Origin of the sequence: Neobacillus sp. DY30, assembly GCF_030123065.1 — a bacterium.
GTDB lineage: Bacteria > Bacillota > Bacilli > Bacillales > Cytobacillaceae > Neobacillus.
This window is the reverse complement of record NZ_CP126093.1, coordinates 2241096-2255383: the sequence shown is the minus strand read 5'-3', so window position 1 is coordinate 2255383 and position 14288 is coordinate 2241096. Positions and strand designations below refer to the sequence as shown.

The window sequence follows — 14288 nt, the reverse complement described above, 5'->3', positions numbered from 1 at the left end:
TTGAAATATCATTAAGCAATAACCACTACCTGCCCTATCCATTTCCAAAAAGAATTTTTGATAGATAAACAACAATTGCAACGGTAATACTGCTGATAACAGTAGTTAATAGAACTGCTTGCGAAGCATATTCCGGGTAATTATCATACTCGAGTGCCAGTAAAGCACTATTTCTTGAAGTAGGAAATGAGCTGGCTATAAATAGTGCCTGAGCAGTTATTCCTGTTAATCCAAGAGAGTATATAACTAGTAACCCAACGAAAGGAGAAATAATCAACCGGCCAGTTACAATCCAAACAATCGGTCTAGATATTCGTGTAATCCTTAAAAATGCTACTTGAGCTCCAAGGGTGACCAGTGCAACGGCCAAAAACGCATTTGATGAATTTTCAATTGGCTTCCACAAAAATTGTGGAATTTGAATATTGAGCCCTTTCAACAATATGGCTGATAATAAAGCGTAGATAACCGGAAGACGGATAATCTTACTCAAGATTTCTCTACCGCTGCTCTGGGCAGAGACACTGTTGAAAAAGCCATATGTAAAAGTAAGGAGATTTTGAAAAATAGAAATAATAATCTGTATCGACATACCAGCAGGATTAGCAGAAAAAACTAATTCACTTACAGGGAGACCATAATTACCAGAATTACTCAAAACCATGCTGTTCTTAAAGGTTGCTGTCAACTTACGGTCAAACTTGTTCGCTTTTGCAATAAACATACTGGTAAGGATAAGCAGAATATTAAATAGGATTAAAAATAGTAATGTTTGGCTAATTAACTCACTTGACATTTTGCTCTGATAAATGTTTACAAAACAAACGGCAGGCAATAAGAAATACACCGTCAATGTTGACAGTGTAGATAAATCCATTCTTATTTTCCGCTGCAATAAGGCACCTACCCCAATTAACACGAATATCGGAAAAATAATATCCAATAATATATGAAATAAAATATTCATATAGCTTACCTTCTCTCTTTCTAATGAAAAAAGGAATAATGCAGTTTATTAATTAATAAATTGCATTTTCCTATTTCTTATACTACCTAATCGTTATAATAAATAATCTCTGATAGAATCTTACAACCTTTAACATTCTTAAAAACTTCTCTGGCTTCTTTTTCAGAATTAAATTCAAACATAGAAATATTGTTCCCCTTTGAATAGACGGTGATTATCCACATTAACACTCATCCCCAATCGATTTTCACTTTTCGTTAAAAAGGAATAATTGACAATAAAATTGCAACGACTATCATTACCAAAGTCGAACCACAGGCCCATTTGAGAAATGCGCGCTGTAAGTCCCCAAAATCTTCTCCCACCATACCGACTAATAAGTACGTTGAAGGTACAAGCGGGCTTAATAAATGGACAGGCTGCCCCAACAATGAAGCACGTCCGATAAACTCAGGGTCAATTCCATATACACTAGCTGCTTTAGCAAGCAAAGGTAAAACACCATAGTAAAAAGCATCATTCGACATGAAGAACGTTAGAGGTGCGCTGATAATCGCTGTAATAAGTGCAAATTGAGAACCTAGAACATCAGGAATATAGGAAATCATTGAGGTTGCCATCGCATCGACCATTTTCGTACCAGTAAGTATACCAGTAAAGATCCCTGCTGCAAATACCATAGAAACAACCGATAAGGCATTATCAGCATAATTGACAATACGCTCTCTTTGATCACTAATTTTTGGATAATTTATCGTAATAGCCACTGCAAATCCAATCATAAACAAAACAGTTGCTGGGAGAAGCTCATTGATTAGTGCAACTAATAAAATAATCGTTAAAAAATAGTTTACGAGTATTAACTTTGGCCGTTTGAGATAAACATCTTCTGAAGTAGCAGCTACCTCAGCATTGATGCTGAAATCAATTTGCAAAATACCAACCCGTTTCCTTTCTTTTCTTCCAAGGCAGTAGGCCATGAACAATACGAAAAGAATTCCACCCACCATGCTGGGGATAACCGGAATAAAAATATCTGACATCTCCAGTTGTAAAGCGGTCATTGCTCTTGCGGTAGGTCCACCCCACGGTAGAAGATTCATGACACCTGAAGCAGAAACAGCAATTCCCGCAAGAATTAATGGTTTCATGCCAATCCGTTTATACAATGGCAGCATGGCAGAAATCGTAATCATGTATGTAGTTGTTCCGTCTCCGTCAAGAGATATTACTAGTGCAAGAACTGCCGTACCAATCGCTATTTTTAACGGATCTCCCTTTACAACCTTTAATATAGTAGAAATAATAGGATCAAATACACCTGCATCAATCATGATACCGAAGAAGAGAATTGCGAAGAGGATCATAATTCCTGTTGGGGCAACACTTTTAATTCCTTCAAGCGCCATCGGCCCCATTTCTTTTCCAAAGCCGCCCATAAATGCAAAAATGACAGGAATAACGATAAGTGCAATCATCGCAGGAAGACGTCTTGTCATAATTAAAATCATAAAGGTAAGTATCATCAAAAAACCTAATATAGCTAGCATCTTTTTCACCCCTTTTATTTGTATATTAAATATAATCAAAATATTCAGTAGTGAAAACGTTACCAAAGTAAAGTTATTAACGTAAGTAAAATTGATTTTGTACATTTTGTTCACGTGAAAGTGATTTTCCTCAAAAAAAAATCTAATAGAAGTATTAAAAAAGAACAGAAGGAGGGTAATTTGCCCTCCTTCCTAAACTGGGTAGTATTTTCTTTCCGGTCTTCCCACAATTCCATAAACCACTTCTGCTCTAACCTCCTGTGTGGAGGAGAGAAACTCCAAGTACCTTCGTGCAGTTATCCGAGAAGCTCCAATTTCCTTACCAACCTCTTCTGCGGAAATTCCACCTTTTCTTACGTGGAAAACAGCCTTAACTTTTCCTAAAGTAATTTCGTCAATTCCTTTTGGCAATCCTCCGCTCTTTGTCAGCGCTTCATTTTTCCCTTTACGAAACAGCAGATCAACATAATTCTGATTAACTTCCTGCGCTGCTGAAAGAAGCTCGAGTTTTTTAATATAATCCTGAATGACCTCATCAAATTTTTCCCTACTTACTGGCTTGATTAAGTAATTCTCAACACCATAGCTTAAAGCTTTTTCGAGGAAAACTTTGTCTGTTGCGGCTGTTATCATAATAATACTGACCTTTGGAAATTTCTCCCGAATTACAGGAAGCAGCTCAGAACCAAGTACATCCGGCATATACACATCTAAAAGCAGTAAATCTGGGGTCTTCTGCTCTAATAATTGCATAGTCTGTTCACCATTCAATGATTTACCAACCACATCAATTTCCTTAAACTTTTCTAAAAATTTCTCATGTATATCCGCTATTCGAAAGTCGTCTTCCGCTATAGCCACTTTTATCTTATCCAAAATTCTCATCTCCTTGCACAGTCTTTGGAAGATAAACGGTAAATACAGTTCCACTTTCTGGATTACTTTGGACCTCGATCATCCCATTCAGCTCCACTACAGCCTCTTCAGCATTTGATAAGCCAAATCCCCTCGGTTCATTACCTTTTTTTAAGGTAAATCCCCTTTCAAACAGAAGAGGAATGTTCTCATCCCTTATTCCCATCCCATTGTCTGAAATCTCAAAAATGATATCACTTCCGATATCCATGGCGAAAAACTTAACGGTAGGTTTTTCACATTTATAGACAGCTTCAAAGGCATTATCAATTAAGTTGCCAAGGATCACGATCAAGTTTGATAGTTTAACATGGGATGGTAATCTTTCCAAATAGCTGTCTGGAATGATCTCAAACTTAATTTTCTTTTCTGATGCTTTTCCTAATTTCCCCAAAAGGATTGCCTGCACTTTTGTATCCTTTATTTGGTTAAAAACGACTGCATTCTGAAATTGCAGAGTTTGGGTTTCGCTTTGGATCATATTTATTGCCTCTCTATATTGACCAAGCTGAAGCAGACCCATTAAAACGTATAGTTTATTGGTAAATTCATGGGTTTGTGCACGAAGATCTTCCGAATATCTTTTTACTTCAGATATAGTATTTAGCATTTGCTCTATTTCTGTTTTGTCACGAAAAGAAGCAACAACCCCTTTAATACCATTTTCATCAACAATCGGAGTACTATTAACGATGATGGTTTTATCATTCCAGATCATTTCTTTATCTGATTGAGAGTTTCCCGTTGTTAATACCTCATACAAATAATTTGATGGAAATAGCCCATCCACTTTCATATTTCTGACGGATCCCCGAAGCTGTAGAAGCCGCTTCGCCTGCTGATTCATCATTGTAATGTTGCCTTCTTTATCAATTGCTAAGATGCCTTCTTTTACCGCATGGAGTACAGCGTTTTTCTCTTTATATAGGGATGCAATTTGGTAAGGCTCGAGCCCCATTGTATCCCTGCGGATATTTCGTCCCAGTAAAACACTGCCTATAAGTGAAATCAAAATGGCGAAAAAGGATACAATGAGTACTCTCCTCAGATTATTTAGAATTTGCTGATTGACATCTTCAAGGAGATATCCTACTGAAACGATTCCGATAATCTCCCCTTGCTGATTAAAAATAGGGGATTTTCCTCTAATAGATGGTCCTAGTGTACCTTCTGCCTTCGAGATATAATACTCTCCTTGGACAAGCGCTCTTTCATTATCTCCCCCTGTCATTTTCTGCCCAATTTTTGTTTTCAAAGGATGCGAATATCTCGTGCCATCTCTATTTCCTATGACTACAAATTCGGCACCTGTTTCTTTTCTTATCTTTTCTGCGATAGGCTGTATCGTTTTTGCTGGGTCGCTTGTTTGAAAAGCATCGATGATAGTTGGAATAAATGATACGGTTTTCGATAATTCTAAAGCGAGCCTTCCCTTGTTTTCCTCAATTTGGTTACTTTCCATATAACTATAAAATCCTGTTAAAAGTAAAATTAACAATAAACCTAGTGAGAGAACCAGCCCGAATATTTTGGTTTGCAGTGAAACTTTAATTGTCTTCAGGCAGAAAACCTCCTATTAAAATAAAGCTTTTAAAATTTAGTTACTTTGTTTGAAACGATATAAACTCGTTCTGGCCGGCCTACAGTTCCGTATGATAAATCGGCCTCAATGCTGTCATTTGATACTAAATGTTCAAGGTATCTTCTTGCAGTTGTCCTGCTTACACCGATTTCTTTCGCCACACTCTCTGCTGTTAGTCCATATTCAACCTTCCTGAGAAACTCCATTACTTTTTCAAGCGTTAGCGGGTCAATCCCTTTTGGAAGGTAAGACTTTTCGTTACTTGCACCATCAACATCTTTTCGTAAAAGCTTGTCCACCTGCTGTTGTGTGACATGAATATTTTCTTTCCCTAATTCTAATACCTTTGTGTGATAATCCTTATATCTCAGTAACGATTGTTTAAAGCGGTCAAAAACAACTGGCTTGATAATATAATCGAAAACACCAATACGAATGGCTTCTTGGACCTGATTTATTTCCTTTGTTGCTGTAATCATAATAACATCCATTTGTTTGGGCTGCTGTTTTGTTTCCTTTAAAAGATCGAGCCCATTCATGTCTGGAAAATATACATCCAGCAAAAGTAAATCCGGTTTTAAGATATCAATTAAGGTTCTGGCCTCAAGATAACTTGCAGCAATTCCTACTGTTTGGAAGCCTTCAATCTGTTCAATGTAACGTTTTTGGATCTCTGCTATCCTTAAGTCATCCTCAATAATTAACAATTCGATATTCCTGTTCACCATCGTTCACATCCCCCATGCTTTTTGGAATCGCCACAGTGAAAATCGTTCCTTCTCCCACTTTAGATGAAAACGTGACATATCCACCTAAACTATTAATTGCATTTTGAACGAGACTCAGTCCAATGCCGGCATTACTGTTCTTGTCCTTTGTCGTAAAGCCTTCTTTGAATATCTGGCCGTTAACATTACTATCTATTCCTTTTCCATTGTCCTCTACCTCAATAATGAGCTCTTTACCAAGGTCGGTAAAAAATAGAGATACTCTTTTTTCTCCAATATTTTCTCTTACAGCTTCAAAAGCATTATTGACAAGGTTGCCAATAATGGTTACTAATGAATCTCTGCTGATTTCAAATGGTATGTCTTTAAAGCTGCTCTCTCTATCTATTGAAAACTTCACCTTCAATTCGCTTGCTAGACTTACCTTCCCTAATATAAATCCAGCAATAATAGGATCGGGTATTTCCTTCATTAAAAATTGAATGAATCCTTGTGTGACATCCACTTCCTTTGAGATAAAATCAATGGCTTCTTTATAAGACCCTAATTGGATCAAACCTAGTAGGGTATAGAGACGATTGGAATACTCGTGGGTTTGAGCACGCAAACCTTCTGCGTAGGCTTTTACATGGGATAATTCCTGCAGTAACTGGGCAAGCTCCGACTTATTCCGTAAACTTGCTACAGCCCCAATCACATCACCTTTCTTATTAAAAATCGGAATCCGGTTTGCCAAAAATACCTCCCCAAAAATGATAGTTTCCCTATCATATTCTGCCTTCCCATTTTGAACGACTTCTAGTAAATTTGTATTTTCTATGACCTCTTCGATTCTTTTTCCACGGAGCAGCATTTCATTCGGTACCCCTAAAATTTTATGAGCTGTTTCATTCACAACGGTAATTCGTCCATCAGTATCGATTGCAATGATTCCTTCATGAATTGATTCTAATATGGCATGTTTCTCTTGGTACATCCAGGCGATTTCTTTCGGTTCTAGACCAAACAACGCTTTTTTTATATTTAAAGAAATGAGTAAGGCAGCTAGTAATCCACCAATTAAAATAAGGAACGTAGTAAAAAAGATTTTCTTCTGGACTTTTGAAACTTCCTTTTCAATATCCGTTTGAAGATAGCCGACAGATACCACGCCAATAACTTCTCCCTGTTCAAAGATTGGTGCTTTTCCCCTTAGAGACGGACCGAGAGTCCCAATAGATTCTGATATAACAGGTTCTCCTTTGAAAACAAGTTCATTATCTCCCCCAACCATTTTTTGTCCTAACCGCTTCGGATTGGGATGCGAGTATCTGATTTCATTCGTATTCCCAATCACAATAAATTCTGCTCCAACCTGTTTCCGAATGCTTTCTGCGATCGGCTGAATAACGGCCGCTGGGTTTTCCGCATGAAATGCTTCCTTAATATCTGGCATACTTGCAATCGATTGAGCTACAGATAAGGCTTTAGAACCTATTTCATGTTTAAGATTGGTCTCCATTATATTCTTAAAAGTGACCTCAAAAATAACTCCGATTAAGATAATTAGAAGAAGAATGACTAGCATTAATTTCGAATGTAACCGCATGCAATCACCTCATTCATATTATAGTAAAAAAACTCCTTAAATAAAGGAGTTTTCGCATTATTATAAAAATTATCCTTCGATATTGATAATTACATCCTTTCCTCTTCTTTTCATTATGAACGGAATGACCAGCCATAGAAGAGTAATGAGAAGAAAAACGAGAGAAATTGGTCGTGTAACGAATATACTGAAATCACCATTCGAAATCGTTAAAGCCCTTCGTAAATTATTCTCGACCATGGGACCTAATACCAACCCTAGTACGAGAGGGGCAATTGGATAATCGTTCTTGCTTAAGAAATATCCTAGAAGTCCACATCCCAATAAAAGTAAAAGATCGTAAGTCGATACTTGGACCGCATAGACCCCAAAAATTGAGATTGCAATAATCAAAGGAATCAAGAATTGTTTTGGTGTTTGTATAATTTTGGCAAACACTTTGACAAGCGGGAGATTTAAAATTAAAAGCATGATATTTCCGATAAACATGCTGGCAATCAGTCCCCATGCCACTTGAGGGTGGTCCTCAAATAATAACGGTCCTGGTTGAACATTATACATCATCAATGCTCCCATTAAAATGGCCGTTGTACCTGATCCTGGAATACCTAATGTTAATAATGGAATCAGAGCCCCGCCAGATGCCGCGTTATTCGCCGATTCTGGTGCAGCAACCCCAGCAATTGTTCCCGTTCCAAACTTTGAAGGAGTTTTTGAAATCTTTTTTTCTAGAATATAAGAAAAGAAGGAAGCAAGAGTTGCCCCGGCACCAGGTAAAATTCCTACGAAAAAACCTAATATCGAACCGCGGGTGATGGGACCTGCAGATTCTTTTAACTCTTCTTTAGATGGCAGTAAGTTATTTATCTTTGCAATTTCAGCCTCTTCCTCATCTTTTTCCAAGATGGTCTTAAACACTTCACCGAGTGCAAACAATCCTACTGCAATCGTTAAAAACTCTATTCCCTGAAAAAGCCACGGGACATCAAAGGTGAATCTCGCAATACCTGATACGCTGTCAATTCCAATCGTTCCAAGTAATAACCCACAAACTGTCATGATTAATGCTTTCGTTACCGATTTTCCAGCCAGTCCACTGACAGCTCCCAGCCCCAACAGCATTAAAGAAAAATACTCTGCAGGTCCAAATTTAATCGCTACTGCTGAAAGAGGTTTCGCTAATAGAATCAGAGCTACAAGTGTAACAATCCCGGCCACAAAGGAACCAATCGCCGCAATGGACAAGGCACTTCCCGCTCTTCCCTTCTTTGCCATCTGGTAACCATCTAAAGTGGTCACGACAGAAGAGGATTCCCCTGGTGTATTTAATAGAATGGAAGTCGTCGATCCTCCATACATCGCTCCATAATAAACTCCAGCGAGCAGGATGATTGCACTCGTTGCCGCCTGTTCTGGCGGGAGGCCGCCTGTAATAGAAGCGGTTACCGGAATGAGAAGTGCAACACCACTCATCGGTCCAATTCCAGGAAGCACACCAACAGCTGTCCCAATTAAAACGCCAATAAAAGCAAAAAGGATATTATACCAAATAAGTGCCGTTCCGAATCCCTGAAATAAATAATCGATAGTACTCATGCTTCGTCTCCTTTCTAAAAGCTTCCTTGTTAACTATTGAAACCAAATTGGCCAGTCCGGAAGTGTACCTTTTAAAAGTTCTACATATAAAAAATAAACAAGTCCTGAAAAGCCAGCAGATATGATAAGCGATAGAATCACTTTCGAACGTTCCATTGTTTGAAAGCAAACGAATAAAAATAGAAAAGTAGTGATGACATACCCGATTGTTTCCAAGGTTAATATATAAAACAATGTAGCCGCGAAAATGATTAAGAAAGGCTTGTACTGTAATTTTTCCTTCGTTCTCTGTTGATTGTGGGTGACGAAAGTTTCATAAAATAAACGGATACTTAATAAAACGAGTGCGCTTCCAAGTATTAATGGAAAGATATCAGGTCCTACTGCACTTCCATAGGATGAGCTTCCAAGACTCTTGCTCCCAATCATAAAGAGAATACCAACAGCTAGGAACAATGTGGATGCAATGTAATCGAATTTTAATTCCATTTCTAATCCCCCTTTAGAAAAAATAGAGGAAGGAGAAAGTTAACTCCTTCCCTCCTGTTTTACTTTTGCATTCCTAGTGCTGTTAATAATTGTTGGACTTGGCTTTCTTGCTCCTCTAAAAACTTTTTGAAATCAGAGCTGTTTTTATATTCCAATTCCCAGCCTTGCGTTTCTACTTCTTTTTTCCATTCAGGAGAATTAACTAGCTTATCAATTGCTTGTTCCCAATATGTCTTTGCTTCTTTAGACATTTTTTCCGGTCCGAAAACCCCTCGCCAAATCGTAAACTCCGCGTCAACACCCTGTTCTTTTGCCGTTGAAACATCTTTAAAATCACCAGCTAAACGCTCATCTGAAGTAATCGCCAACACGCGCACCTTGCCCGCTTTTAAAAATTCTTTAACACTAGAGGCATCGGTACCAATGACATCTGCGTTACCGCCAAGAAGTGCAGTAATTGCTTCACCGCCGCCATCATAGGAAACGTATTTTACTTTTGTTGGATCTACTCCATATTTATAAGCCGGAAGAATGGAAATTAAATGGTCCATGGAACCTGGTGCAGATCCACCTGCAAATGTTAGTTTACTAGGATCTTTCTTTACCTCTTCCAAAACTGATTTTAAGTCTGTAAATTTGGAATCTGCTTTTACAACAATTGCCCCAAAATCTTTTGTCAGCTGCGCCAATGGTGTTGTATTTTTGTAACCGTATGGACTATTTCCTTCTTTTTTCAGGTTGTTAATCACAATCGGTGGTGAATTGACAAAAAGCATATCATTATTCTCAACTTGCTGGGTAGCGTATTCAGCCATGAAGACAGCGCCCCCGCCGCCAGGCTTATTCTCTACCGTCAAAGGCTGATCAACAATCTTCGTTTCACCCAGCACTTTCGTGAACGCGCGAGCGGTTAAATCCCATCCGCCACCTGCCCCTGATGGCGCGACCACTGTAATCGCTTTCGTAGGATAGCCAGTAGTTTCTTCTTTCTTACCCGGGCTTGCTGTTTCATTACTGCTGCTGCAAGCACCAAGGCTCAGTGCCATTGCTCCTGCAAACATTACTGCTGAGATTTTTTTAATAGAAAACATTTCATTTCCCCCTTGTAAACGTTTTCTTAATTTTACAAAACTTTTGAATATTTAATAGATTATACATTTAAACAGCATTAAAAACTTATTAACCATTTTGTTCATTTTGTTCACGAAGAATATGTGATAATCTTTGTTACTTCTTCTGTCTATCAATTATTTCATCCAGGGGGTTATTACTGAGCTTAGAATATAAAATTCCTGTATAGGATAGGATAATATTGAGGTGTTCATATGAATCTAGATCGTGCCAAAGAAATTCTATTAGCCGACCAAGAAATAGCCGTTCCCTTTTTTCACGGAGAAATTAACATCTTTTAATACGGGAATCCCGTTAAATGCTTTACTAATATTTTTCATTTCTAGAATAGGTTGTTCCATCAAGTTCACCTTCTTTTCGTGATAGAGGCTGCTTTTCGGGCAGCCCCTATCCTATTTTTTATTTCATTGCATCTTGAACTGTTTTTGGTGCTTCTGTCCCGTAGATAAGCTTCCAAGAATCTAATACATTATCTTTTGTGACTTTAATCGATGGCGAAGCAACATAAGCTGGCGCTTCCTTACCTAATAGTGCATAGCCGGAAAGAATCCCTTGTGCAACACCTTGGTCATATGGCAGCTGAGCTCCAAGTCCTTTTACGATTCCATCCTGTGCAATTGAAATTGCAACGTTTGTTCCCAAGTCAACAGTTGTTACAACAAGATCATTTTTGCCTGCAGTGCGGGCAGCTGCCATAACACCTTCAGCAGGTACATCCCATGGAGCAAAGATTCCATCAATATCTTTATTTCTTGTAAGCATCGCAGAAGCTACTTTTTCAGCATCGTTTGGACCGGTAATACCGCCTTTTGCTACAATCTCAATATTTGGATATTTTTCCTTGATTCTTGCTTCAAAGGCATCCGAACGATTTTTTGTTACAAAGAAGTTTACATCGTGATATACAATACCAACTTTACCTTTTCCACCTAGTTTTTCAGCCATAACGTCCGCTGCTGTTGCTCCGTTACCCGCGTTGTCACCAGATACAATACTGATGTAATCTTTTCCAGGGACAAGGCCTTCTGCAGCTCCATCCATAAATACTAATTTAACCCCTTGTGCAACTGCTTTTTTATAAGCCGGTGCTGTAGAAACGGCATCAACTGGAACTGAAATCATGATGTCAGGTTTTTTTGCTAAAACCGTTTCAATATCATTTACTTGCTTTTCTGCTTTAAACTGTGCATCTGTTACAGCAACTACTTTGATACCCATTTTCTTAAACGTATCCTGCATCGCACCTACTGCGGCATTCATATAGTCAGTACCAGAATAATGCATAACAATGGCCGCTTTATATTTTCCATCTTTAATCTTTTTTAGCTCTTCTTCCGTAAGCTGTAATGTCTTTGCTGAAACAGCTTGTTCACCGTTTGGACCTTTATCTTTAACTTCTAAGTCTGGAATTGCTGGATTGATCGTTAATGGACCTGAAGCTGTTTCTGAATAGTTTTCATTCTTTTTTGTCGTTGCTTGATCACCTGAAGTAGATTTATTGCCGCCGCATCCCGTCAGCACGATACTTAAAATCAATAACAATAATACCGAAAGTGAAAAACTCTTTTTCATTTGATTAACCCCCACTATTTTAGTTATTTAGTTAAAGCTCGTTATTTTGTTGGCACCACCCTTAGAATCTAAAGTGTGGCACCACCCCCTTTTCATAAATTGAAAGTTTAGTAAATTTTATCTAGTAATCGTTTACATTTAAGAGATAGAATAGGAATCTCATGGACTTCCCAAAAATGCAAAGGATTACATTTCTTATTAAAAATTTTTAAATAGTTCTGACAGACTCCCTTACAACCAACTGGTCAGCTAAGATAATTTGCTCGCGTTTGACTTCCTCTTTGTTGATGAGCTTCATCAGTAATTCCATCGCGTTCTCACCAATTTCGAATGCTGGCTGTGCAATCGTTGTAAGACCCGGTTCAAATATGGAGGAAAATTTTAGATTATCAAAACCTAGAACCGAAATATCCTCAGGAACCTTAAGACCCTTTGATTTAATCGCCTTAATCACTCCCATGGCCATATCATCGCTTGCAGCGAATATCGCTGTTGGGAGTTGGCCAAGAGCGAAAAACTTCATCATGAGATTAAAACCGCTATCAAATGAGAAGTCACCCTCCTGGACTAACACGGGGTCAACGATAAGGTTTTTCCTTGCCATCGCCTGATAAAATCCTTTGAGGCGGTCTCGGCTCAATACGATATCGAGAGGTCCAGTGATGCAGCCAATTCTTTCGTGTCCCAAATCGATTAAATATTCCGTTGCCTTTCTGGCACCACTGATGTTATCAATGGAAACAGTTGGGATCCTGGAGCCTTCAATATATTCACATGCCAGCACCACCGGAAAACTTCGGGCCACCTCTTCAACGGCTGCTGCATCCATTCTGGCGGTTAATAAAACCATTCCATCTGCTTTTTTTTGCTGCAGGATGTTTAAATACCCCTTTTCTCGTTCCACATCATTGCCTGTATCACCGAGTAAAACCTGATATCCTTTTGCAACTGCGACAGCTTCAATCCCCCTTAACACCTTTGAAAAAAAGGGATTTGTAATGTCAGGCACAACGACTAGAATTGTCTTCGTTTCGAGTCTTCTTAGCTGGCGTGCTAAGATATTAGGCTGATAATTCAATGCTTCAATCGCCTTTAACACTTTTTCCGTCGTTGTTCCCCTAACTGTTTCAGGCTTTGTTAATACACGAGATACTGTTGCAGTTGAAACATTAGCCTTTTTTGCTACATCCACAATCCCAACCATCTCTGTTCTCTTTTCCTTTCCTGTTTCTATACTCGGATTGTAATCGATTACAAAACTGTCGTCTAATCGCCTTCAGACAAGCTTTTTGTCCAATTGGCTACTAGTTTTTTTCATCCAGAAAGCCATTTCATTCATTCGAACAAAAAAAGCTTTTTTTTAAAAAAAAATAAGACCCAGTAATTTTTCATTACTGAGCCTTACTTTTTACAACGATTTACATTTTTGCAACTCTGCAAGCTTATTCTTCGAAACCTTTGCAGTCTCTTCATAATTTTTAAAATAGGCATTGTACGATTGGCCAGCCGCTTCAATTTTCGTTAAATGTTGCAAATTGATAATATAAGAACGATGGGAGGCAACAAATCGCGAATCAAGAATTTCTTCAAGGTCGGTTAACGCTTCATTTAACTCAATTTTTTGATTAACCGTATGAATGACGGACTTTCGGTCAGCTCTTTCAATAAAAATAATCTCCTCTAACGGAATAAAAGAATACTGGTTACGCTGTTTGATCATTAAATCCTTTTTGACAGGAGCAGATGGCGTAACCGTGCCGGTTTTCTTCGAAAAGGCTGCTGCCCGCTCTAAAGCGGAATAAAGCCTGCCCCTTTCAATCGGTTTTACAATGTAATCGATCGCATTCACCCCAAAGGCTTCCAGCGCGTATTCATCATGGCCTGTGATAAAAATAACCTGCAAGGTTGGCAGAATTTTTTTACACGATTTAACCGCTTCCATTCCGTTCAATAAAGGCATGTTAATATCAACTAACACGATGTCGGGCTTTTCCATCATTACCTTGTTGATTAAATCCTCACCATTTACTGCTTCTCCGACAATTTGATAGTTCGGAACAGATTTAATCAGATGCTTTAACAATTTTCTAGATGGTGCATTGTCCTCTGCAATCAAAACTTTCATAAATCATCCCTCATGTAATTAAGTTTGGTTTAAACTATATCACAT

General features: G+C 38.3%; 12 protein-coding genes. All 12 read right to left on the bottom strand.

Features of this window, described 5'->3' with window-relative positions; genetic code table 11:
* Nucleotides 1-34 precede the first annotated feature (34 nt).
* Complete coding sequence (locus QNH29_RS10890; protein ID WP_283864792.1) at nucleotides 35-967, bottom strand: AEC family transporter; 933 nt, start codon at nucleotides 965-967, stop codon at nucleotides 35-37.
* A 257-nt stretch (nucleotides 968-1224) separates the two neighbouring features.
* Complete coding sequence (locus tag QNH29_RS10885) at nucleotides 1225-2622, bottom strand: CitMHS family transporter (protein ID WP_349654898.1); 1398 nt, start codon at nucleotides 2620-2622, stop codon at nucleotides 1225-1227.
* Between the two features lie 87 nt (nucleotides 2623-2709).
* Nucleotides 2710-3402 carry a response regulator gene (locus QNH29_RS10880; protein WP_283864790.1) on the bottom strand — a complete coding sequence of 231 codons (693 nt, stop codon included), beginning with the start codon at nucleotides 3400-3402 and terminating at the stop codon, nucleotides 2710-2712.
* Nucleotides 3386-4993, bottom strand: coding sequence for an ATP-binding protein (locus tag QNH29_RS10875; protein WP_283865596.1), 1608 nt, complete (start codon nucleotides 4991-4993; stop codon nucleotides 3386-3388). The genes QNH29_RS10880 and QNH29_RS10875 overlap by 17 nt, the downstream gene beginning before the upstream one ends.
* A gap of 29 nt (nucleotides 4994-5022) precedes the next feature.
* Nucleotides 5023-5742 carry a response regulator gene (locus QNH29_RS10870; protein ID WP_283864789.1) on the bottom strand — a complete coding sequence of 240 codons (720 nt, stop codon included), beginning with the start codon at nucleotides 5740-5742 and terminating at the stop codon, nucleotides 5023-5025.
* Complete coding sequence (locus QNH29_RS10865; protein ID WP_283864788.1) at nucleotides 5708-7330, bottom strand: ATP-binding protein; 1623 nt, start codon at nucleotides 7328-7330, stop codon at nucleotides 5708-5710. The genes QNH29_RS10870 and QNH29_RS10865 overlap by 35 nt, the downstream gene beginning before the upstream one ends.
* Before the next feature lie 69 nt (nucleotides 7331-7399).
* Entirely contained in the window at nucleotides 7400-8926 is a 1527-nt protein-coding gene (locus tag QNH29_RS10860; protein ID WP_283864787.1) for a tripartite tricarboxylate transporter permease, read from the bottom strand.
* Between the two features lie 33 nt (nucleotides 8927-8959).
* A complete protein-coding gene (locus tag QNH29_RS10855) occupies nucleotides 8960-9415 on the bottom strand; it encodes a tripartite tricarboxylate transporter TctB family protein (protein ID WP_283864786.1) in 456 nt (151 codons plus the stop codon).
* 59 nt (nucleotides 9416-9474) lie between these two features.
* Nucleotides 9475-10506, bottom strand: coding sequence for a Bug family tripartite tricarboxylate transporter substrate binding protein (locus QNH29_RS10850; RefSeq protein WP_283864785.1), 1032 nt, complete (start codon nucleotides 10504-10506; stop codon nucleotides 9475-9477).
* 439 nt (nucleotides 10507-10945) lie between these two features.
* Complete coding sequence (locus QNH29_RS10845; protein ID WP_283864784.1) at nucleotides 10946-12118, bottom strand: substrate-binding domain-containing protein; 1173 nt, start codon at nucleotides 12116-12118, stop codon at nucleotides 10946-10948.
* A 208-nt stretch (nucleotides 12119-12326) separates the two neighbouring features.
* Nucleotides 12327-13322, bottom strand: coding sequence for a LacI family DNA-binding transcriptional regulator (locus QNH29_RS10840; protein ID WP_283864783.1), 996 nt, complete (start codon nucleotides 13320-13322; stop codon nucleotides 12327-12329).
* Nucleotides 13323-13526: 204 nt separating this feature from the next.
* A complete protein-coding gene (locus QNH29_RS10835) occupies nucleotides 13527-14243 on the bottom strand; it encodes a LytR/AlgR family response regulator transcription factor (RefSeq protein WP_283864782.1) in 717 nt (238 codons plus the stop codon).
* Nucleotides 14244-14288: the final 45 nt, after the last annotated feature.